19 protein-coding genes are annotated in these 23,100 nt (G+C 39.5%); 10 read left to right on the top strand and 9 right to left on the bottom strand.

The annotated features are described in order from the left end of the window. Positions 1-114 precede the first annotated feature (114 nt). Genes ACFI34_RS11120 through bcsR form a run of 6 tightly spaced genes read right to left on the bottom strand, consistent with a single transcriptional unit; the run spans position 115 to position 10,912 of the window. Positions 115-3,933 carry a cellulose synthase subunit BcsC-related outer membrane protein gene (locus ACFI34_RS11120; protein ID WP_462673528.1) on the bottom strand — a complete coding sequence of 1,273 codons (3,819 nt, stop codon included), beginning with the start codon at positions 3,931-3,933 and terminating at the stop codon, positions 115-117. Further along, a complete protein-coding gene (gene bcsZ / locus ACFI34_RS11125) occupies positions 3,924-5,054 on the bottom strand; it encodes a cellulose synthase complex periplasmic endoglucanase BcsZ (protein WP_462673529.1) in 1,131 nt (376 codons plus the stop codon). Before bcsZ ends, ACFI34_RS11120 begins: the two co-directional genes overlap by 10 nt. Further along, positions 5,054-7,300 (bottom strand): cellulose biosynthesis cyclic di-GMP-binding regulatory protein BcsB, encoded by a 2,247-nt coding sequence (gene bcsB, locus ACFI34_RS11130; protein WP_462673530.1) that lies wholly within the window; start codon positions 7,298-7,300, stop codon positions 5,054-5,056. The genes bcsZ and bcsB overlap by 1 nt, the downstream gene beginning before the upstream one ends. Then, a complete protein-coding gene (gene bcsA / locus ACFI34_RS11135) occupies positions 7,293-9,965 on the bottom strand; it encodes a UDP-forming cellulose synthase catalytic subunit (protein ID WP_462673531.1) in 2,673 nt (890 codons plus the stop codon). Before bcsA ends, bcsB begins: the two co-directional genes overlap by 8 nt. Before the next feature lie 2 nt (positions 9,966-9,967). Next, positions 9,968-10,681, bottom strand: coding sequence for a cellulose biosynthesis protein BcsQ (gene bcsQ / locus ACFI34_RS11140; RefSeq protein WP_462673532.1), 714 nt, complete (start codon positions 10,679-10,681; stop codon positions 9,968-9,970). A 39-nt stretch (positions 10,682-10,720) separates the two neighbouring features. Next, the gene (bcsR, locus tag ACFI34_RS11145; protein WP_462673533.1) at positions 10,721-10,912 is read right to left on the bottom strand and encodes a BcsR/BcsP family cellulose biosynthesis protein; all 192 of its coding nucleotides are present in this window, start codon (positions 10,910-10,912) and stop codon (positions 10,721-10,723) included. A 114-nt stretch (positions 10,913-11,026) separates the two neighbouring features. On the opposite strand from bcsR, the gene bcsE reads away from it, so the two are divergent. The 4 genes from bcsE (at position 11,027) to tyrR (ending at position 16,128) form a co-directional block, all read left to right on the top strand. Further along, entirely contained in the window at positions 11,027-12,643 is a 1,617-nt protein-coding gene (gene bcsE, locus ACFI34_RS11150) for a cellulose biosynthesis protein BcsE (RefSeq protein ID WP_462673534.1), read from the top strand. 3 nt (positions 12,644-12,646) lie between these two features. Continuing rightward, entirely contained in the window at positions 12,647-12,823 is a 177-nt protein-coding gene (locus ACFI34_RS11155) for a hypothetical protein (RefSeq protein ID WP_462673535.1), read from the top strand. Continuing rightward, positions 12,820-14,400 carry a cellulose biosynthesis protein BcsG gene (gene bcsG, locus ACFI34_RS11160; RefSeq protein ID WP_462673536.1) on the top strand — a complete coding sequence of 527 codons (1,581 nt, stop codon included), beginning with the start codon at positions 12,820-12,822 and terminating at the stop codon, positions 14,398-14,400. Before ACFI34_RS11155 ends, bcsG begins: the two co-directional genes overlap by 4 nt. A 171-nt stretch (positions 14,401-14,571) precedes the next feature. Then, the gene (gene tyrR, locus ACFI34_RS11165; protein WP_462673537.1) at positions 14,572-16,128 is read left to right on the top strand and encodes a transcriptional regulator TyrR; all 1,557 of its coding nucleotides are present in this window, start codon (positions 14,572-14,574) and stop codon (positions 16,126-16,128) included. A gap of 25 nt (positions 16,129-16,153) precedes the next feature. Here tyrR and ACFI34_RS11170 read toward each other — a convergent pair whose 3' ends face one another. Next, on the bottom strand, positions 16,154-16,648 hold the full coding sequence (locus ACFI34_RS11170; RefSeq protein ID WP_462673538.1) for a hypothetical protein: 495 nt from the start codon (positions 16,646-16,648) through the stop codon (positions 16,154-16,156). A 107-nt stretch (positions 16,649-16,755) separates the two neighbouring features. On the opposite strand from ACFI34_RS11170, the gene ACFI34_RS11175 reads away from it, so the two are divergent. Beyond that, on the top strand, positions 16,756-17,292 hold the full coding sequence (locus tag ACFI34_RS11175; protein WP_462673539.1) for a thioesterase family protein: 537 nt from the start codon (positions 16,756-16,758) through the stop codon (positions 17,290-17,292). Between the two features lie 31 nt (positions 17,293-17,323). Here the strand turns inward: ACFI34_RS11175 and ACFI34_RS11180 are convergent, their stop codons facing one another. Further along, a complete protein-coding gene (locus ACFI34_RS11180) occupies positions 17,324-17,632 on the bottom strand; it encodes an EscU/YscU/HrcU family type III secretion system export apparatus switch protein (protein ID WP_008127583.1) in 309 nt (102 codons plus the stop codon). Positions 17,633-17,634: 2 nt separating this feature from the next. After that, positions 17,635-20,259, bottom strand: a complete 2,625-nt coding sequence (gene fliK, locus ACFI34_RS11185; protein WP_462673540.1) for a flagellar hook-length control protein FliK — start codon at positions 20,257-20,259, stop codon at positions 17,635-17,637. Positions 20,260-20,372: 113 nt separating this feature from the next. Between fliK and ccmA the strand changes: the two genes are divergently transcribed. The 5 genes from ccmA to ccmE are packed head-to-tail and all read left to right on the top strand — an operon-like array spanning position 20,373 to position 23,098. Continuing rightward, positions 20,373-20,993, top strand: coding sequence for a cytochrome c biogenesis heme-transporting ATPase CcmA (ccmA, locus tag ACFI34_RS11190; protein WP_462673541.1), 621 nt, complete (start codon positions 20,373-20,375; stop codon positions 20,991-20,993). Next, entirely contained in the window at positions 20,993-21,679 is a 687-nt protein-coding gene (ccmB, locus tag ACFI34_RS11195; RefSeq protein WP_462673542.1) for a heme exporter protein CcmB, read from the top strand. Before ccmA ends, ccmB begins: the two co-directional genes overlap by 1 nt. Continuing rightward, entirely contained in the window at positions 21,679-22,416 is a 738-nt protein-coding gene (locus ACFI34_RS11200) for a heme ABC transporter permease (RefSeq protein WP_008127600.1), read from the top strand. The genes ccmB and ACFI34_RS11200 overlap by 1 nt, the downstream gene beginning before the upstream one ends. Before the next feature lie 2 nt (positions 22,417-22,418). Continuing rightward, positions 22,419-22,622 carry a heme exporter protein CcmD gene (gene ccmD / locus ACFI34_RS11205; RefSeq protein WP_006791394.1) on the top strand — a complete coding sequence of 68 codons (204 nt, stop codon included), beginning with the start codon at positions 22,419-22,421 and terminating at the stop codon, positions 22,620-22,622. Continuing rightward, a complete protein-coding gene (gene ccmE / locus ACFI34_RS11210) occupies positions 22,619-23,098 on the top strand; it encodes a cytochrome c maturation protein CcmE (protein WP_462673543.1) in 480 nt (159 codons plus the stop codon). The genes ccmD and ccmE overlap by 4 nt, the downstream gene beginning before the upstream one ends. Positions 23,099-23,100: the final 2 nt, after the last annotated feature.

Below are 23,100 nucleotides of genomic sequence, written 5' to 3' on the forward strand. Positions count from 1 at the left end.
GCTATAACACCACAAGGTAAGAGACACACCCTTATCCTAGCTACAATTGCGCTCAAGTATACATATACCTCAAGGCGAGGGGAAGTACTGAGCGGTGTATCACCTTATGCTAAGTTAGAACTCAGCATAAGGGATAATAGGTGTACCCGGAAATTCGAGCGTCCCGTAGACAGGATTGAAGTAGTAACGGATATACAGTTGGCCAAAATTAGGTTCGTAAAAGTCAGAACGGTCAATAGCTAAATAACCACCAAAGAACCAATGTGGGGTTATTCTGTATTCAAAGCTGCCTTCTAAGTTGTACGATACGCCCGCACTTGTATCTGAATCAAAGGCAGGATCTACACCGGTTTCAAGTTGGCGAACAAAGGCTTCAGCTTGAAGGTCAGGATCATTAGGGAAAAAGTCGATGGCTTGCGTTTTAGTTTGTGAATACGACACGCCTGTTTTTACGCGGTATACAAAGTCATCACCCCAACGTGCATCGTAGGTTAAAGGAACCGATAACCCAATGTAGTTCTGTGGGCTATAGTAGCCGCCGTGACCCCAGGTTTCTTCACTTAAATTAAATTTATACGCCCAATGCAATAAACTTGCACCCACTGTAAATTCGCGGTCTTGATTGCTTATCACGCGATAATAGGTGCCGCCCATTAAGCGGTAGCGCTGGTTATCTTTTACGTTTTGACCTTTATATAATGTAAAGTCAGCACTAGACCAAAATCCCCAATCGCCGCCTAAATCGTGAGAAACATTAGCGGTTAAACCGGTTGAGCGAACACCCCCCCAAATTTTACCAGTATTAACGTCTTCAAGACCTGCATAGGCGAGTACTGAGCTGGTTACTGGTCGTTTTTCTAACTCAAGGCTATAGCCAAAGTCACCAAAGTCGTCCGAGTAATTAACACCCCATACAATGTCTTCGATTAAAAAGCCCAGTGGTGTTGTGCCAATATCTACGCGCCAGTTTTCGTTCTGCCAACCAATGCCAATATCAACGCCATCTTGCTCGGGACTTACCTCGTCAATACCACAGGTAAATATACACAAAGCGCCTTGTCCGTATCGACTGCCAGCAAATTGCTCGTCAAATCGTGTTGTTTGCGCGCTAATATTTGTAGGATCTATTTTTACAAAGCCTTGCCCTTGCCAAAGCGGAAAGTACGCTTCAATAGGGACTAAACCAGCGCCCAATGTGGCTTCACTTTCAGTGCTTACTTGTCCGCTAAAATTTACACCAACAGCAATGTAGGCTTGGTTTTTGCTTTGTTGGCTGAGTAGTTCTCGTTTGGCGCCGTTTATATACCACTGGTCGTTTTCATTAATGCGTGAAAGTGATGCGTAGAGTTCTTTTTCATTTAGTTGACGATTAGGTGAAAGCGTTTGTGCGTACCACGTTTGTGCTTGCTCTGTTTCATTAAAATTAGCAGCAACTTGCCCGCCTAAATAACGAAGCTCTAAATCATTAGGTGCTTTTTGAATAAGTTGTTCAGCTAAATAAAGGGCATCACCTGCGTAGTTAAAATCGTTTAACGATTCCATAATTTGACGCTGAAAATAACCTTCTTGCGTTGTACTTTGTTCAATGGCGAGTTGTGTGACCTCTTTTGCTTGGAAATCATCCCCAAGTGCTCTGTAGGCTTTAGATATTGCTATTAAAGCTTGGGGTTCAATTAGCTGATTATTTTTTACTTTTTGTTCATACAAAATAATGGCTGATTGGTTTTGATCAAGTGCTAAGTTTGCATTTATTAGCGCAGTCGTTGTAGCCGGTGAGCTGGGGTATTTTTGATCAAGCTGATTTAGCTTGGCAATAAGGTCACTGCCATTAAAATACTCAGAATAATAAGCATTTTGTAATCGCACAAACTGATCTATTTCACTCTCAGAGGCATTTTCAGGAAGCCTATAACGATTAAACCAATCCGTAGTCTGAGCTTTATTACCCTGTGCTAAAAGCCATTCTCCATACAACATATGCCAATAGGCTGATAATGAGGTGTCTTCAGCTAAGGCGTCACGCATGAGTTTTAAAGCGTGGTTTTGTTCATCTATGCTAAACCAGCTTCGTGCTAGCTCAGCTTTCATTGGTGGGGTTAAATTTTGCGCTTCTAACGCACTTAAATGATAAATAGCAGCCGCTTTATTTTGAGAATTAATAAAACGCTCGCTTTGTGCTAAAGACTCATTAAGTTGTAACTGTTGTTCAAGAGATACAATGTCAGCATCGCGAGATTTAAATGGAATATACTGAAGCGTAGCAAGCGCACCTTGGTAATCGTCTAAAGCACGCAAAAACAGTGCATGGCTATACCTAAGCTGTGAATTTAGCGGAAATTGCCACAATACATTATTAAACAATGAGCGAGCTTTGTCGGTGAGTCCTTTTTGTTGATATATAAACGCTAAGTCGTAATATAACCAAGGCTCTTCTGGTGTTGCTTGAATAGCCTCTTTTAATATTTTTTCAGCCTCTTCTAATTCACCAGCTTCAGTTAGCTTTGTTGCCTTAGCTCTATACACGCTACTTAATGAGCTTAAATATGACGCTCTTAATATTTCTTTTTGTGAAAATGAAAGTCGATTAAAAAAAGAGGTGAGCGTTTTTTCACTTTGTTCAAGCTTTGCAATTTCAAGTAAACCAAATAGGGCGCCTTCGTTTAAAGGCTCGCTTTTAAGCACCACTTGGTAGGTAAGCGCAGCTTGTGAATATAGCCCTTGGGCAAATTGTAAGGTGCCACGATTTGCCAATACGGTATTAGGTTCTTCTTCTAATGCGGCGGCTAAATCGAGTTTTAGTTTAGCAACTCTAAATTCACTGCTATCTATAGCGTCTCTTGCTTGGCGAATATACAACCAAAACTTAGCTGTTTTAGCCATACTTTTAAGGGTATTTCGCTCTGCAAAGTCGGCAGTGTATTTTTGTGCACGTGTAAAATAGTTATAGGCTTTACCATGCTCACCTAGTTGTAGGTAAAGTATGCCTAAGCTGTTCATGATTTCGCCGTCAGTAGGGCGGCCTTTTAATGCTTTTAATAGAAGAGGTTCTGCTGCATTTAACCTTTCTTGTTCGAGTAGCTTATTGCCTTTTAACCAAAGCTGATAAGCCGGGTCGGCTAATAATTTTTGGCGTGCTTTTAATTGCTTTTTAAAATCTTGATACTGTAACTCTCCCTTGTTACTAAACGGGTAAAGTATAAAGTATTGCTGAAATTGCTTGTCAGTATTACTGTTTATTGGCATATTTTTTAGTGCAGAGAGCCAAATACCTTCAACTTCATCACTAAAACCTGATGTCGATCCATACTTACTTAAAATACGCATAGCTGCTTTATCGCGTGGGTTACGTCTTAGTAAATGTCTGGCATAAGCAACTTCTATAGTGCCTAGGTTGTCATAGCGTTTTAATAATTGCTTGTAACCATTTTTAACCCCTTGCCATTGAGCGCTGTCTTGTGCATACCAGCTTAAATGCTCAAGCTCAAAGTTTAAAGTAGGATAAACATCATTAAATATTTTATTGTAAATTTGACGTGCTTGTTCATATCTGCCGGCACGAGCAAGGAGCTTTGCTTCTTGAATTACTGCCTTGTCTTTACCTTGAATACGAGACATAACCTTGAGTTTTTTTACGCAAGGTGTTTGTTGTGTTAGTTGGTTATCAAGCTTATTTAATAACAAGTTTGCCTGGTCTGTATTGCCATTCGTAAAGTCGTAATGTGCAAGCGCACATTGCGTTTCTATTCGCGTAGGGGCAATTGCAACCAATTTTTGCAGGCTATCTTCAACAAGTCTTTTGTTTTGTTGTGCTTCACCAATACTAATTTGGTTTAATAACCAATCAACCGATTGTGTATCAATATCATTTATTGTTGCGGCATTTAAATTAGTGCTTAGTGCCAATGTACAAGCTAAGGCCAACCTTAACGACATTCAGTGCTCCAAGTAGGTTGTAGCGTTCCATCAGCCGTTATTTTAAAGCGCTTGTTTACAGCACTTTCACCAAATAAATGCAATACACTGTCGTAATAACGTGTTTGCGTAAAAGACTTATCAATCATTAGCTTTTGCTGAATGGCCATTACTAGCTCATCATTACCTTGCTCTGCTAACAAAGGCAACAGGGCAGCGTTAAAGCCCAAAGGTCCTCTTTTTTCAGATTTACCTGATTGAGCGTACGTATTTAAAGGAACATGGCCACGCTCTTTAATAGTGTCCACAAACGGTGCAAACTGAGCAATAAGCTCTTGTTTGTAGGGCGCATCTTTTGCCATCATACTTGCCCAAAGGTAAACACGAATTGCGTTATAACTACCTAAATCTGAATTTTTTCTGTCGTAGTAAAAACCGCGGTTTGAATCAAACATAACCCAATCAGGGCTGACGCCTTGCTTTGCGGTATCTAAAATTAACTTAGCTGATCCTTCGTGCAGTTGGTGCCACGGTGAATGTGGATAAAGCTTTTTAAATTGCTGGTAAATAAATAACGGCGAGTAGCTAGGATTTAGCTTATAGCGCTCATTGTCAAACTCAAAACCGGCAGGCGCGGGGAGTAAAGACAGGCCAAGGCCCGTTATGTAGGCGGTTTCTTCTCTGATTATACGTTGAGCAAGCACTGCGGCTAAAATACTATAGCGGCGTTCATCCCATAAAATTGCCGCTTGCGATAAACTGTAGGCAATCCATAGGTCTGAATCTGACGCAGGGTTTGAATCTAAAATCCCCCCTACGCGGTTTTTATCTAGTCCCCATTTCCATGCTGGTAAACGCGTACTTAAATCGCCCTCTGATAAATGCTCTTGGGTCCAATTTAAAACAGAATCAAAAGCGGCTTTATCGTTGGCAATTAGCGCAAAAAATAGTGCATATGATTGGCCTTCTGAGGTTGTGATACTTTGATCACTGCCCAAGTCAATAACGCGGCCGTCTTGGCTTATAAAATGATTTTTAAACACTTGCCACGACTGCCAAGGTTCACACTGTTCAACTTGTGCGTTGGCATTGAAAGCAAATAGTGCCATCACAGTAAAAAACATATTAACGAGTGATTTCATTATTCGTCTCCTTCAGCTAAACGCTTGTAAGTTAGTGCTTGTAATAATCGCCATAATATAAATGAGATCAGCAATAGCGTTAAAATAGACAATAATGCCAAAATAAATGGATGATCAGATAAGTGAAACCACACTAATGTATGGACTGGAATATGGCCTACAAAGTATTGTTCATCTACTTGGATGGTTTTAATACCCTGTGAGTTGATAATGGCTGCACTACCATTTATTTGGGCTAATTTTTCTGAGTTCATTAGAACATCGTCAAGTATAGTAAATGCATTTTGAGTAGTAGCACTCAAAGAGACGATAGAGCGGTCTGAGTCAAACGGTGATTGAAACCCTGTTATAACAGCCATATCGCCACTACTTTTAATACTAACCTCTACTTTATCGGTCGTTTGTTCGTCGTATGCACCATTATAAATCGCTTGTTTAATTGCGCGCTGATTATTATTCAGTAAAACATTTGTTTGTGCATCTTCATCTAAGTCATTAGCAATACTGTTAGGTTTAGCAATAACGAGTATGTCTTTATCATCTAAATCAGTGTCCTCATTTAAATGAGCAACACTCATTCTATGGGTTGGATAACCAGTGATCGCGCCAAAGTGACCCGTTAAGTTAAATAAAACGGTTAAAGCATTAGGTGTTGGGTTTTCATCAATAAGCACAAGTGTTTGTTGTAAATCAGCATATTTGGTAAATGGGAACCCACTATTAGCAAATACATTTAAGTCTGGCAGAGCAATGTAATGGTCAAAACCGCTTACATCAATACTTGAGTCGCCATCAATAACACCAAACTCACCGCCAGGAGGTGCAACAGCACATTCGCCTTTTTTGAGGACCCCAAACCTAAAGTCAAAGTTAAGCTCATTTCTGTTAGCTAAATTAATGCCATTTACAGAAAAGCCTTCTGTGCTTTGTGTGGTGTCTGTATTGGCAACTAGTGGCAACAACATTTGAGTTGTTTGTAATAAATCGTTGTTTTCGTCTAGTAAAAAACCACTTATAAATTCTTGGTTTATAAGCATATTTAAACGAGAGTCGATGGCTTCTGATTCTGGCGTGCTACGGTACTGAAGAGTAATAGGTATTCCTCTTTCACGCCACGTGAATAGGTCAGGTGCAAAGCGAATGTTTAGTTTTACAGGACCATTATTAAGACCTTGCGCCTGTAGTTGCGTAGGGTAGTCAATAAGCTCGTCAAAATGCACTGGACGATCGCTTCTAAGCCAGCGTGGTGCATCATACGCTTTTCGAAGTGGCAACTGATTTATGGCTTCAATACTTGCGCTTCTTCCTGTCATTACTTTGTGGCCAAATGCAAGGCCAGTCACCGCTGTTTTTAAATCAGCTTCATCACGGCCCAATATAAGTAACATTTTATAGTAACGATTAAATGGGTTTGAAATGATTTCAATCGTTGGTTTTTCAACATCTGGGTAATCTTTCAAAAAATCAGGTTTTGAATCATTAGTAATAAAAATCACACTGTGTTGGTCAGGCGATTTATTTAACGTTACCGGAAAATTAAATCCACGCCAATCAGCTTGTGCTCCAAACCAACTCGATAGCGTTGCTGCTGCCTCAATAGCTTGGGTATTGGGTGTTTTAGCAAATACAAATGGAAGGTTAAGCTTGTTGTAATCCTTTTCATCAAAAAACGGCTCTGGGAGGTATTCTAAACGGCTATCGATAGCAAGTTGCTTTTGATCGAGCGTTATATTGCTTGATTTATTTATTTCTGTCCAAATAGTACGGCTGAAGTAATCTTGACATCTAAGGTCGTAATAACCAACCAATTCAAAACGGACTTGGTTGTAATCTTGAATGTATTTAGCGTTAAGATCGAGGCTATGCTGCACTGTGTTCTTTACAATACTAAGTTGTTCGTTAATAGGTAAAACAGTGACTAAATTATCATTAAAGTATACTTTTAAGTGCGAAACATTCGCGATTAATGAAGGCGAGTTAGTATACGAAAAGTTAAGCTTTAAATTGGTGCTCAATTTATCTATTCGGTTTGTAAAGTCAACGCGGGAGTTATTATTTACCCCGTTGAGCCTAAAACCTGTAAAGCCTAACGCTTCAAACTCTAAGCGTAAACTCGACACCTGAGCGCTCTCAGGGTATCCATTAATGAACATTGATTTATTTTGTAATGGCTCAACCGCGTGTGCAATATGCACACTACAAATAAGTGACAATGTTAGGAGTGTATTTAGCAACTTTTTAATCATAATTATTATGCACTATTGGTCTTTTTGGGGTAAATGAGTTTATGTACACAACTATATTAGTTATGAACTGAATAGTCGGTTGAAGCGCTCTTGGCGCGTGGAAGAGCAGGTTACTAAAGCCTCTAAGGCTCGTTTTTTGCACTTCTTTAAAACTGTAAGATGGGCGGTCATGTCTAAAGTTATTTTGCCAGTCAAGCCAGGCATCTGCTCGTGAAAATGTACATTGTATAAACGCGCGCTGTTTTTCAAGAGATAAATCTTTAATGGTTAAGCCAATTTGATTACCCCGAGTATTACAAACATGGGTAGTGAAGGAAAACTGCTTATTACCACGGCTCATTAATAATTCTATTTTATCGTTTACGCGACAAGAATGCGCATGGTCGGTTTCTATACCCACGCCGTTGTCTGAGTAATCTGTAATTTTTACTTTTAGCGTATGTCCATTTGCTAAACGAACACCCGCTGGAAAATTTGCTTTAATACGGTGAGAGTGCCTAACCTGACGTGCTTCTGCAGCTACCGCAACGGCAGCCCCTAAAATAATAATGTTATAAAGCGCCCACCCCATACTAATTAGTAACACACCAATCTGTGTAGGGTCGCCAAAAAACAGGCGCAAAACACCAACTAACATACCTACTAAATTAATGGCGAGTAAAACAAGATAGGGCCTAGAGATTCCCCAGTCATAATGCTCTTTGTCATTTAAGCCGCCTTTTTCGGTAACGTTAAATTTACCCTTGTTTGGGTTAAATAAAGCAACCGTTGTTGGCTTTAATATGTACCAAGCAAGCACAGATTCGTAAACTTCGCCCCAAAACGAATAGCGATACTTACCTTGTATTCGTGAGTTAGTTGCTTTTATCTGAATAAGTGTCGGTACAACATAGATAAAAATAGCTAAAAATGGCGCATAAATAATGTATGCATTAAAGTAGATGAGTGCCAGGGGCGCCGTCAAAAATACAATGCGTGGAATGCCGGATAAAAAATGCAGCATAGCGTTTAAGTAACAAAGTCGCTGAGGTATGTTTAAGCCTTTACCTAAAAGCGGGTTATCGAGCCTAAATATTTGCGCCATACCACGGGCCCAACGAATTCGCTGGCCGATATGAGCCGATAAACTATCAGTGGCAAGTCCTGCCGCTTGTGGAATATTTATGTAAGCCGTTTTGTAACCTGCGCGTTGCATTCGCAGCGCAGTGTGTGCATCCTCGGTGACGGTTTCAAAAGCAAACCCACCAATTTCATCAAGCGCTTCTCTTTTGAGTACCGCACACGAACCACAAAAGAACGTGGCATCCCACATATCGTTTCCGTCTTGAATAAGCCCGTAAAACAACATGTTTTCGTTTGGAATTTGACTGTGGTTATTTAAATTTCTCTCAAATGGATCTGCTGAGAAAAAATGATGTGGTGTTTGTACTAAACACACTTTACTGTCTTTTAAAAACTGTCCCATGGTCATTTGCAAAAATGAACGAGCAGGTACGTGGTCGCAATCAAAAATAGCGATGTAATCACCGTTGGTATAGCGCATAGCACTATTCATGTTACCCGCTTTTGCATGGTTATTATCTGGCCTTGTTAAATAACCTGCACCCACTTGTTTGGCAAATTCACCAAATTCAGGGCGTTTACCATCATCTAAAATATACACGTTTAATTTATCTGCCGGCCAATCAATACTTAATGCAGCAAGGGTAGTGGGCCTTACAACACTTAATGGTTCATTGTAAGTGGGAATGTAAATATCTACCGTAGGCCATAAGTCAGTATTTTTTGGCAGCATTACGGGTTTTCTTTCAAGTGGATTAATTGTTTGAAAGAAACCTAAAATAAGCACCATCCACGCATATGTTTCTGCAAGTAATAAACCTGCACCCAATGTTAATGCGAGTGGATCATCCCAGTTAAGTGTTTCGGTATAGCGCCACCATAAGTAACGAGAAGATGTAGTGACAGAAAGCGTGACCATTACAATGGTGGCCATATGACCTTTTACGCGTTTTAGCGCGTAAGCAACCAGTAATATAAAGCTAATAAAAACGGCTTGTGCTTCAAGGCTAAATGGAATGGTTACAAAGATTGCGAGCAAAAATAATATAAGCGCAACTACAATGTACTTAATTAACTTATTTTGCCAAATACGAGCGTCGGCCATTGTTTTAAAAGCACTTTTTTTAGGCTTATTGTTTTTGGAAAAAAGGCGCCTTATTAATTGGCCTAATTTAAGGTCGTACCAGCGAAGTTGTCTTAGGCTGTAGCTCACCAAATCATAAAAATAATTTGTTGCATGCTTTTTGATTGATACAGATTTACTTTTAGGTTTGTTGACGGTAAATAATAAAAAAATGGTCTGAATTATAAAGCGCACAATATTAGAGTATATGAAGGACCTGTAAGGGAGCCTTAAGTGTGGGTAATAGTTATATAAGGTTAGTTCAAAGTTTTCTTTGTTCTTTTTTATATTTACAAATAATGAACCGAACAAAGTAATGAAGGGCATTAAAAATGCTTCAATTACATTAACCTTGTGCTGGTTAAAGTAACTATGAAATTTAAATAAAATGTAACGCACAAGCTTATCAGTAAATAATATGCTCAGCAGCAAATACAGAGTACTGTGTATGGGCCGTTTATAAAAAAGAGAAAAGCTCATTGTTACAACGCCGCTTTACTTACAAGCCACCCGGCAAGTGTTTCAAAGTCATCATTAGCGACACTGTATGGTGCACAATTAAGTGCAACATTTCGGTTTGCTGTGGCTTCTTTAATAACTTCATCACTGTTGATAAAAAACGGCGCCATAAATGGCAATGTAGATTGCCAAAGAGAAGATAGATCAAATTCTAACACTGAGGCTGCGTTGTAACGATTAACAACAAAAAAGTGTTTCCAACTTGACTCTACTGACTTAAGGGTTTGTAGGCGCTTGTATATGAGGCTATGGCAAATTGCATCGCAAGTGACTAGCTCAATAACAATATCGTTTTCTTCTAACGGGTAGTGAGAAATATTAATGTGTGAAGGGCAGTCGAATATTATCCAAGCAGATTCCTTATAATCCAGTTTTTTGCAATTGTTAATTGTGGCTATAATTTCATCTAACGTTGCTTCATTATCGCCATGGGGTAAAAAAAGAACGCCATCGCTGTCTTTACGAAAATGCAATAACGCATCGTCAAAAGTACTCTCGTTGCTCCACCCTTTTGTGGCTGTCCACTTAAGGCCAAAATGCAACCCAAGGTCGCTTTTAGCGTCTAAATCTATGGCAATAACATCTACATCCGATTTTTTTAATACGCACGCAAGATTGGCAACGACCGATGTGCTGCCAATTCCTCCTTTAATACCCTTTACAAAAATCCGTTGCAATGGAACGCTGCCTTTATGTTATTTGTTATTTGTTATTGGTTATTGGTTATTGGTTGTTTTTATTGCGTCATCAATTTCTTTTAATAGCGCGTATTTGTTTATTGTTTTTTGGTTTTTTTGTGTATTCATAATTTCTATATAGTCATCGCTTTTCCCACCAAAACGGCGAGCTAGGTTTTCTATGTCACTTGATGTGAGTATTTGTGAGCTTTTTGTAGCTAAATTGTTCATCACAACCTTCGTAAGCGTAATATTTATTTTATTAAAAGTGGACAATATTTGTCTATTATATATAGAATAGCGGGCAAAACTAGTAAAAAAGTATTTTTTTTAAGGGCTTTTTAAGTGCATAACTTTAACATACCTGGATTAGAGCCAGCTGCAAAGGAGTTAAAATCGGCTTCAAGTTATGCTGTTTTAGCGCCTTTAGACAATTTTGTGGTTGAATTTGCTTTACATGCAATTAACCAAAATTGCGCAAACGCTATTTACATTGTTTCTCAAGACGTTGAATCTTTCTTTGAGTCGTCATTTTCTGCAGCAATTAATACTGCGTACAAACGCAGTAAAGTTCATCCATTTTCTCTCTCATCTGAGACACAGCATTACTCAATAGAGCGAATAAACAAAGGTATAATTAAAGAGATAGGCGCGTATAAAAAATTAAAAAATGCGCTAGTGTTTATCCACTTCAACACAGAGCTACTTAGTGCAGCAACCGAAGCTAGCACAAAAACAATAATGAACGATTACAGTGAGTTTGCAAAAAAAACAGGGGTTACCTTATTATTTTTGCTATCTGGTCCAGAAGTAACACACTATCGATTTTTAATAAGGCAGCTTAATAAATCTTTTGATGGACTAATTTTTGTAGATAATGATTCCGCTACCCGCGTTTTAGAGTACGATTATTGGCACCACACTACGGGTGTATTTGCTGATATGCAGTTTCAACTGTCGCTTGAAGGTAATCAGTTTTTGGTACAAGAGGGCACTGTAAACGATCAAAAAATATTCAATGGCTCGCATTTTCCAGATGAAGACGATGTCTGGTTAGTACAAAGCGCGGTACCAATCGGTACAAAATTGCCTACGCATTATTATACCGCAAAAGACAATAATGAATTGTTCGACAAAGGCCCCAAATTAAAAGCGGCTACATTGGTGTTTGCTGTTACGCGTTACACAGATTTAGCGCTACTAGGTAAACAGTGCTTTGAACTTAGAAAAAGCTGCGGTCGTTGGTTGAAATTGGTAGTACAAAATGTTGATGGCGTTATTCGCCATCAAGATGAATGTTTATTTTTAACGTTAGGCGTTAACCTTATTTTGTATAGCTTTTCTGAACCTTCGCGATTATTATCTCAAATTCAATCTATTCAAGGGTTTCAATTTTCTAGACCGTTACCGCCATCTGTCGAGCACGTTCTGAAATATACTGAAAATACGTTTTCTAAAGGCTATCTACCTTTTGATGAATTTACGCGCCAAGTAGAGGTTCATAGTGACTCTGCTGTTAATCTGGGTGTTAGCGGCGTGTTGGTTAAGCTTGAGTTATTACCCCGCATAGAGCCCATTCACCCTTTACACTTGTTTCATATTAAGCGTGAAGGGGATGTATTTAGCCTTGCAGATAACACCGTGTATTTGTACTTGCATGCGTGTAGAGAGAACGACGTAAATAATGCAATTAAGCATTTATTCAAGCTACAAACGAGTGACTTTTTTGTGCAGCAAAATGTTATTTCAGATCATTTTCATATACAGCAAGAATGTAAGCAATTAAGACGGCTTTATAGCGGTAAACATGTTACTGATTATTCTAAACAGTTAACAGAGAATGATAGCTATAAGTTTGAACCCGGTGTGTCAAAAAATATTACAGAGGCATTAGAAACACCTGAGTTTACAAATGATGCGCGCCCCGATGCTGTGTCATTTGTAATGAGGTTAAAGGCTTAACCAATGAGTATTAATCAGCTTTTTATTACCGTTATTTTGGCGATTATAGTCGGTATTGTGCTTTGTATGTCGGCAACTCAAATATTGGCCAGAGTAAAAACATATTATTACAAGCTTACTTTTAAACACGAAGTACTTGAACCTTATACACCGAATAAAAAAGAGAAGGATGAGCAGTGAAATTATCAGGTTTAGGAGCGTGGAATCTTTATTTCTTAGCTAAATTTGCCTTGTTTTATTACGGCGCAATTGATTTTAATGTATTAACCAATGCAGCCCTTGCAGCACTTTTAGCAATCAAATTTAATAAACCGACTTTTGAAAAGTTAAAACATGTACTTGGTGGTATTTTTGCGATTATCATACTTTACCAAGACTCTTGGTTGCCCCCGATAAATAGGCTGACAAAGCAAGCTGGTAATGTTCAAGATTTCAGCTTTGGCTATTTTTTTGAACTTTTAGCACGTGTAATTAGTGTTGATATGTTATTGGCATTATTTGTTATCACAGTCTGCTTTTGGTACACATCGCAATGGTTACGTTTTACAACTATCACAATTGTGGGGTTACTCGTTATTGGCTGGCAGGGAGACAGCGAACAAACGCCACCAGTTGCTATTAACAACTCAGCGAATACCGCCATATATAACTCACCCGAGCAACAAACACAGGTTATTACTCGCGCTACTCAAACACCGGGTCAAAAACTCACTGATTTTTACCAGCAACAAAGTCACCTAGTGAGTCACTTTCCATCACAAGTAAATGGCGAACTGTTCGATGTCATCGTTTTAAATATTTGTTCAATGGCGATTGATGACTTGAACGCTATTGGCGTTAGTGTTGAAGATATGTTTAATGATTTTGATGTGGTGTTTTCAGATTTTAACTCAGCAACATCTTACAGTGGGCCTGCAGCTATTAGGCTTTTACGCGCAAGTTGTGGGCAAACAAGCCAAACGGCTTTATTTAATGATGCACCAGAGCAGTGCTATTTATTTAAAAACTTAGAAAAATTAGGGTATCAAAGTAGCGTGGTGATGAACCACGATGGCCACTTCGATGACTTTAAAGGCTTGGTTAATCGCTTTGGTGGCCTAAACGATAAACCACTTAATATTGATTCGCTTCCAGTAGCGCAATACGGTTTTGACGATAGCCCTATTTACTCTGACGGGGCAGTATTAAACAACTGGCTTGAAAATGAGGCAGACGATTGTAAGCCGTGTGCAATGTACTACAACACGACAAGTTTGCACGACGGTAACCAGTTAGCTAATCAAAAACGTATGAATAGCCTTGAAAGTTACCCAATCAGGCACGCTAACTTATTATCTGATATTAATCGTTTTATTCAAAACCTTGAAAAGCGCGGTCGTAATGTCATGCTAATGGTAGTACCCGAACATGGCGCAGCATTAAAGGGTGACAAAGTACAGTTTGCTGGCCTTCGTGAAATACCCAGCCCTACTATTGTATCTGTACCAGCTGCTATTAAATTTATTGGCCCAGACGTTAAAAGCTACTCGCAGATTATGATTAACGAATCGACTAGTTACTTTGCCTTATCTGAAATTGTTGCAAAAACACTTGAGACAAATGTTTTTGGGGGTAATAACAGCATTGCCAATTTAGTTGAAAACTTGCCAAAAGCACCAAAAGTTGCTGAAAATGCGGGCACAATCATGATGTATGTTAATAAACGACCTTACATACAACTTGATGGCGAAGAATGGTCTGCTTACCCTCAAGGCTAAAAGTAATCTAGCTATGCAGCAGGCTAGCTCTGCTGTGTAGCGTGTTTAGGCTGTTATTCCTATGGCTTAATTTAAACGCAGATTTGTCCAAAAATGTTTACAATAAGCTACCTTATCAAAGCGACTTAGCGTATTATTCGGCTAATTTAGTTTTTCCTGCTTTGAGGATGTATGCGTCTAGATATTCACTGTGCTGATAGGATCGGTATAGCCCAAGAAATCCTTAATATTTTAGTTAACTACAGTGTTGATTTAAAAGGTATTGAGGTCGATTCTGTCAATTGCCGTATGTATGTGAGCTTTCCAGAAATAGAGTTTGAGCAGTTTCAAAAAATCATGCCTTCTATCCGTCTGATTGATGGTGTGCATGATGTACGCACTACCGCATTTCTCCCTTCTGAGCGAGAGCATAACGAATTAAATACCTTGTTACGTGCATTACCTGATGGTGTTATTTCTATTGATGCTAAGGGCTGGGTTCGTTTATGCAACGATGCTGCGTGTAAAGACCTGCAGTTAAGTGAAAAAGAGGTTATTGGCGCTAACATAAACAACCTACTAAAGGGCTTTAACTTTACGCGTTGGTTAGAGGGCAAGGAAGTGTTAGGCCAAACCACCCGAGTTGAAGTAGCTGGCGAAGACTTTATTGCCGATATTTTACCAATTGCCGTACCACAAGGCAGTGAAGGCGATGTTTTAGCTGGTGCGGTTATTAACATTAAGTCGCAAAGTCGTTTAGGCCAGCAAGTTAGTGCATTTAGACGCTACGGACAAGAAAGCTTTGCCACCATTCATAACTTTAGTACTGCTATGCGCCGTGTTGTGCGTGAAGCACGAAAAATGGCACAGTTAGAAGCACCCATACTCATCACGGGTGAAACGGGCACAGGTAAAGAGTTACTTGCGCGAGCGTGTCATTATGCGTCAAACCGTTCTGTTAAGCCGTTTATTGCGCTTTCGTGCGCGTCGTTACCTGATGATGTAGCGGAGTCTGAGCTTTTTGGTTATGCAGGCTACGAAGAAAATGCAGCTCCTAAACGCGGTGTACTAGAGCAAGCTGACGGCGGTACTGTATTTTTAGATGAAGTGGGTGAAATGTCGACCCAGCTACAAACTAAACTTTTGCGCTTTTTACAAGACGGAACGTTTAGAAAAGTAGGCGATGAGAACGAAGTCAAGGTTAATGTTCGTATTGTAGCCGCTACTCAAAAAGACTTGCCCGCAATGGTACAAGAAGGTGTGTTTAGAGAAGACTTGTACTATCGAATTAATGTATTAACTCTCGAAATAGCGCCGCTAAGAGATCGCAAAGCCGATGTGGGTCCTCTGGCAGAGCATTTTATCCAAAAATATGCTCAGCAAAATGGCCATGCTATCCCGTTATTATCACAAGAGTGCTTAAGCTTTTTACAAGAATACCCATGGCCTGGAAATGTTCGCCAACTTGAAAATGCTATTTACCGCGCAGTCTCATTGTTAGATGATAGCGAGTTACGTTTAGAGCATTTACAACTGCCTACGTTTACGCATGAATTAGGGTATTTGGAGTCAGACTTTGAGGGAACGCTTGATCAAGCAGTAAAACGTTTTGAAGCCACATTACTACGTAAACTTTACCCTGCTTACCCAAGTTCAAGGCAACTCGCTAAACGCTTAGGGCTTAGTCATACCGCAGTGGCAAATAAGTTGCGTGACTACGGCATAAACAGAAAAACCGTTAAGGTTTAGATGATTCTAAAATTAAAACAGGGGACTAGCTTTTAGTCCCTATGTTTTTTGTAACACCATCAATAGCAATAGTTTCTATACCGTCTTCATTAAAGTTTATAACAATACTGGCATTGTTACGGGTAAAAAAGTAACTACGGTTATTTAACTCTATAACGTAATCGCCTTTTACTCGGTCACTAAATTTTTGCTTTTTAAGTGACACAGTATGCTCGCCAATTTGCCAATTAAACCCTTCAATAAAACCATTGTTAAACTCTTGTACCCATACCTGGCTTTCATCTTTTGATAGTGTAATAGCCACTGAATATGAATTTGGAATACTTTGCATATTGTAGCTTTTAGCGCCAATTTTAAATTGTTCAGCTTTTTGTTGCCAAGCAAAACCAAAGTCAAATTCTTTTTGTATACCCGTAGGGTAGGTAATAGTGCCTTTGCCGGGTAATGAAAAATCAGCTAATGCTGAATAGCTTGGTACGAGTAATCCAATAAACGTAATTATATGTAGTAGAGGTTTCATAAGCATTTAATTTTTATATATATGAGTAATAAAGAGTAAGGGAGAACATACGTCTTAGCAAGTGCTTGTGATACACTCGGTTAAATTTTGCTGGTAAGACCTTTGTTGTGAACTTATATATTCGACTCCTATTATTATTTTTTAAAATTAAGCGTAATAAACACTATCAAGATTTACTCGATACGGTAGATATTGATTACAAAGCACTTCCTACTGATTGTGATATTAATTTACATTTAACTAATTCGCGTTATTTGGCCATGATGGACTTGTCGCGTACGTGGATGACTGAGCGAGTAGGTTTGCTAAAACAAATAATGAAACGACGCTGGTTTCCTATTGTTAATGCAACAGCTATTACTTACATCCGTGATATTAAACCCATGCAAAAATACACTATTAGCACTAAGTTAGTGGGCTGGGATCATAAGTATTTTTACATTGAGCAGAAATTTCATTCTGATCGTGGCTTGCATGCGATTGCGTACGTACGTGGTGTATTTAAAAGCAAAAAAGGTATTATAAGTATTGAAGAAATGCTTGAAGTGGCAGGCTTTGAAGGTAAAACGCCTATTTTACCAAGTGAAGTAATGCACTGGAAAGAAATGCTCGAGCAGAAAAAAATGACTAATTTACCAAAATAAATGAAAAGGCGCTTTGCGCCTTTTTTCAATTTTAAGCTTTTATATTTAGCTTACCTTGAAAGTCCTGCCACCCAGGTGGAAACTGCCCACGTAATACATACGAAAACGCAATCAGTTCTGCAATCACAAAATAAAGCTCTTTTGGAATTTCTTCACCTAATTCGAGGTGCGATAAGGTTTTAGCTAAATCAGGATCTTCGTGGATCATGATCCCTTTTTGTTTTGCTGCAGCGATTATTTCTTCCGCTAACTCCCCAAATCCCTTAACACTCACTGAAGGCGTGCTTCCTGCTTCGTATAAAAGGCCAATTGCCGACTTGCTTTTAGGGGAATCACTCATAGCTACACCTTAATATTAATAATAGCATGGGATTTATAAAAAGCAGCATGGGTTGCCTCCCCTCGTTTTAGGTTTAGTTCAGCAACTTGCAAGCCGTGTTTAGCCAGTTTTGAGCGCAGGTTATCAAGGTGAGGGTGGGCAATGGCACTCACTTCTTGGCTTGATGCTAATAATTGGCAATCGAGCGATTTGTCCATTAACTCGGCGGTAATTTGTAGTTGACCGAGATCTGCATAATCAAAATTTAATCTAACAAACCAGACATTTTTAGGCTCTAGCTTATCGGCCGATGGTTTTTTATATTGCCCTAGCGTTATTTCTGTTTGGGCTGCTTCTGGCGGTAATTTCATCGGAAGTAAAAACTGTGCCAGCGGGTTACTTTCGGGTTGCTGATTTGGTGTTGAAACACTTACCTGTGTGAGCGTGTTTTTAACCTGAGTAAGCTCTCCAGCAAGCGCTTGCACTTGTGATTGCTGAAGTTGCTCTAGTATTTTTGAACTTGCTTTGCCTGCTTTAAACGTAGGCATAAGCACCTGTAGTAATGCATCAATGCCTGTTTTTGAGTCAAAGGTAATTGGGGCTACAGATTGGTTAATAATAGGCGCCGCCAAAATACTAACCGCTAGCTGCTCAAGCCCTTTGGTAAAGCTACTTTGCAGGGTGTCATGCGTGAGGCTGTTAGGCTGCAGCGTCGCTAATATCTCTCTTTGCACGGCAGTCGGGCTAACGTTGCTGCTTGATACCATACGATTAAAAGCTTGATTAACCAGCGCATTGAGGTCAGGTGTTTGCTTAGTCGCTTTAACTTGAATATCGGCTATTTGACTACTCAATGAAATTTTTTCTTCAGTGAGTGTGTGAGTTGAATCATGCGATGGTGGCAGCTTTAAAAGCGGCGTTAATATTTTAGCTTCAATAGGTTGCAACATTTGGCTTGGTGAGGCAATAGTCGTTGTGTTACTAAATACTGCACTAAATAGGGGGTTACTTGCTGGTGTAGAAGATACAGCATGTGTTTGTTGGGTTGCTGGGCTATTGGCTTTTAGGGTAGGGAGTGTAGCCAGTTTATTATCTGCATTAGCTTGTTGAGCATGGCTTAGCCCCACTTTTGTAACAGGAAGAGAATTTAACTCTTTAATTGTCGTTTGTTTTTGTAGGTTATTACTCATGGTGGATTGAACTTGCACTGTTTGGCTTTTTAATACTTGCTCTGTATTTTTGGTTGCGGGCTCTGCCTTTTTTTGAGTGCTTAATAGTGCGCCTGATTGTGCACCTACCTCTGCTTTACTTTGGGCTGAGGCTTTTTCGATTGATTGGGGGTTATGTTCTGGTGTATTTGCCGTAATAGCATTGGGTATAGGCAAATGACTACTGATAACTTTGCCACCAGGAGGCTGCCAAACAGCAACATTTGCTTTTATTAGCTGTGTTAACTGCACAATAGGGGGCAATTGAGAGAAATGCTTAGGTAAAATATTAACAAATTCCGTCCTTGGCTTTTGCGCGCTATTAGCAACTTGTATACCTGCATTTTCAATTAAATTAATTCTACTCGTTTGTGGAGACGGGGCGATAAACTGTTTTTGTAAAGTGAGTGATGGTGCTATTTGATTTTTATTTTCGTTTGCAAACGATTTGTTTTCAAAATAATTTACTGCATCATTGATTCGTGTTTTTAAATCACTAAAACTAGTTTGTAGCCAAGACTTTATAGGGCTATGAGTACTCACCAGCGGACTTACTTTAGCGGTGTTATTAATCTGCGCTGGCGCGGTTTGTAAATTAGCGTGTTGCGCAGTAAGTAATTCATTAAAAGGTTTAGTAAAAGAGTTACTCAGCATCACTTTTATGCTTTGAGCTTGTGTTTTTATTACTAGCTTGTCTGCTTGATTTGCAACAGTCACTTTCACAGGCGAGTTTGGCAGTTCAGCAAGCTGCGTGTTTGATACTTGTGTGGTGAAAGAGCCTGATTTTTGCGGATGCGTTAAAATGGCTAATTTAGGCGTTGCCTGTAGTTGTGCATTGGGTAACAAGCTTGCTAGCATTTTAACCAGCTTTGTTTGGCTTAAAGGCTGGGTATGAACGGTATCAGCAAAGCGGTTAATAACATCAATTTGCGCGCCTTTAGTGTTGGTACTTATGACTAGTTTTAAAGGTTGCTCTGTGCTGAGCAATTGTGCAACGTCTTTATTAATGGCAATACTAGCATTGAGCTTATCAATAATTAATTTGGGTGCCGGCGTTAAAGCAACCTGAACGGCAAGTGGCTTGCTTTCAACTTCTGCGCCGGTACTAATGAAATTTAATAAGCGTTGTAATTGGGCAGGCTGGTTAAGTTTAATTGTTGCGGTATTTGGCAAAATAGATAGTTGCTTTCCGTCTGCGCTTAGTTGAATGCGCGCGCTAGCAATTTTATCTAAAGATTGAGGGGCATTGCTTGTGCCTAGTCTGAGCGTTTGCCATTGCTTATTAACCAGTACTTCTAGTGTGATAGAGTCTTTTGAAAATTGAATGTTTTTAGCCGCAAGTACTTCACTTGGTATTTGTGGTAACTCATTGGTTTGGTTATTAGTTGATGAATTGATAACCAATGAATTGGATAATGTTATTTGCGTTGGCGTATTCATTATTTTAAATCAAGTTTTCTCTATTTTAAGTGAATCGATTTTAAAGCAATATTCGTATTACCCTATCATTATGGTAGACTAACGCCTAATTTTTGGCAGAGAGAATCGTCATCTTGTTACACATTAAGTCCGTCTCCTGCATCAAGCAAGAACGTTGTTTGTTTGCGGACCTTAATTTTAGCCTTAAAAGCGGTCAAATCATGCAATTAGCGGGTCCTAATGGGGCTGGTAAAACATCGTTATTGCGTATCATCGCTGGCTTTTCTGCGCCTGATGAAGGCGAGGTTTTGTATCAAGAACGCTCAATAAATAAATACTATGAAGAGTTCGCCCACGACTTACTTTTTATAGGCCATAAAACGGGTGTTAACATTCAGTTGAGCGCTGTTGAAAATGTACGCTTTTGGTTACGGATCAACGGTTATTCAAATGAGCCCGACCTATACCCAATCTTAGCAAAACTAGGCTTGGTCGGTCTTGAAGATGTGCCTGTTAGAATGCTGTCGGCAGGCCAGCAACGACGAGTTGCATTGGTTAGACTTTGGCTAAGCGACGCAAATTTATGGATATTAGACGAGCCATTTACTGCGCTCGATAAAAGCGGTGTCGCGTTTTTGCAGCAGCGATTTACTCAACATCTAAATAATAATGGCGCCATATTATTAACTACCCACCAAGATCTAACTGCTCACTTTAGTGATTTACAAACAATCACATTGGAGTACCGCCACTGATGACTCGTCAACACTCTTATTGGTTACTATTTAGTGCGGTTTTTACTAAAGATATAAAGCTTGCCTTTCGCCAGCGAGCTGAAATTGTAAACCCAATATTGTTTTTTTTAATTGTTATTTCTTTGTTTCCGTTAGCAATAGGTCCTGAGCCCGGTCTCCTTGCTAGAATGGCGCCCGGTATCATTTGGGTTGCAGCTTTACTCTCTACCATGTTGGGCCTAGATAAACTGTTTAGAGATGACTTTAATGATGGGTCTCTAGAGCAGTTAATTTCCTCATCGTACCCATTGTCACTTACAGTGCTTGCAAAAGTGGCTGCACATTGGGTTGTGACGGGGTTGCCCCTTGTATTAATGACACCGTTATTCGCGTTATTACTTAATTTAGATAGTAATGCGCTGATGGCCACTGTATTAACGTTATTATTAGGTACACCGTTATTAAGTTTTATTGGTGCAATAGGTGCTGGGCTTACTGTTGGGCTACAAAAAGGGGGGATTTTGATGAGTTTACTCGTACTGCCTTTGTATATTCCTGTTCTAATTTTTGCAACGTCGGCTATCGATACCAGTGTTATGTCGCTGGATTATAGCGGGCAACTTGCCATCCTTGGTGCTATGTTAGTCATCGCTATTATTAGCGCACCAATCGCCATATCGTCAGCTTTAAAAGTGAGTATAAGTTAATGTGGAAGTGGTTACATCCCTATGCTAAAGCAGAGCGTGCATACCAGTTATGCAATACGTTACTGCCTTATTTTGCCGTAGTTACGGTTGTTAGTATGCTCGTTGGTTGGGTGTGGGGGCTTGGTTTTGCACCTGCCGATTACCAACAAAAAGACAGCTACCGTATCATTTTTATTCACGTTCCTTCTGCCATTTTATCAATGGGGGCATATTCCTCTATGGCCATTGCTGCCATTGTTGCGCTTGTATGGCAACTCAGAAACGCAGAACTTGCCGTTATAGCAATTGCACCTGTTGGCGCATGTATGACTGCAATAGCACTTATAACGGGGGCTGCTTGGGGTAAACCTATGTGGGGCGCTTGGTGGGTGTGGGATGCACGACTTACATCGGAGCTTATTTTATTATTTTTATATTTGGGCGTAATTTCGTTATACCACGCTTTTGAAGATAAAAAATCAGCGGGCCGTGCTGCATCTATCTTAGCGATTGTAGGGGTGATCAATTTACCAATCATTCACTTTTCGGTTGAGTGGTGGAACACCCTCCATCAGGGAGCAAGCATCACTAAATTTAATACCAATGCGGTTGACCCAAGCATGTTTTGGCCATTGATGGTAAATATTTTAGCCTTTGCAGCGTTTGTTGGCACAGTCACTTTAATTCGTCTTAAAAATGAAATTTTGCAACGTGAAAAGCATCGCCCATGGGTGCGCCAGTTGCTTAATAGGGGGTAATTATGCAGTTTGACTCTTTTTCTGATTTTATTGCAATGGGAGGCTATGGATTTTATGTGTGGCTTTCATTTGGTACTTGCGCACTTATTTTACTAGGTATTTTAGTGAGCTCTTTGAGAGATACTAAGCATATTATGGCTTCAGTGGAGCAACAAATTGTGCGTGAAGAGCGTATAAAGCAAGCTAAGCAGGAGCAAGCATCATGAACCCTAGACGTAAAAAACGCTTATTAGTGATTGTTGCTATTTTATTTGGTTTGGGTTCTGCCATCGGTTTAGTGCTTTATGCTTTACAAGAAAACATAAACTTATTTTATACCCCAAGTGAATTGATTGATGGCAAAGGCCCAAACAAAGAAAAACCTTTTATTGGTCAAAAGCTTCGTATTGGTGGCATGGTAGTCCCAGGATCTGTTGATAGAAACGAGCAAAGCTTAGAAGTGAGTTTTAAATTAATTGATACAGGTCCATTAGTAACTGTGAAATATCAGGGGATATTGCCTGATCTGTTTCGTGAGGGCCAGGGTATTGTTGCGCAAGGTGTTTTAATTGAGCCTAATGTCATTGAAGCGTTTGAAGTACTGGCCAAGCATGATGAAGAATACATGCCTGCAGAAGTTGCTGAAGCGGTTAAAGGTATTAAGCATGAAAAACCAAAATACAACTTAGATAGTGGTAATTAGCT

The organism is Pseudoalteromonas sp. PSi26, assembly GCF_054960575.1.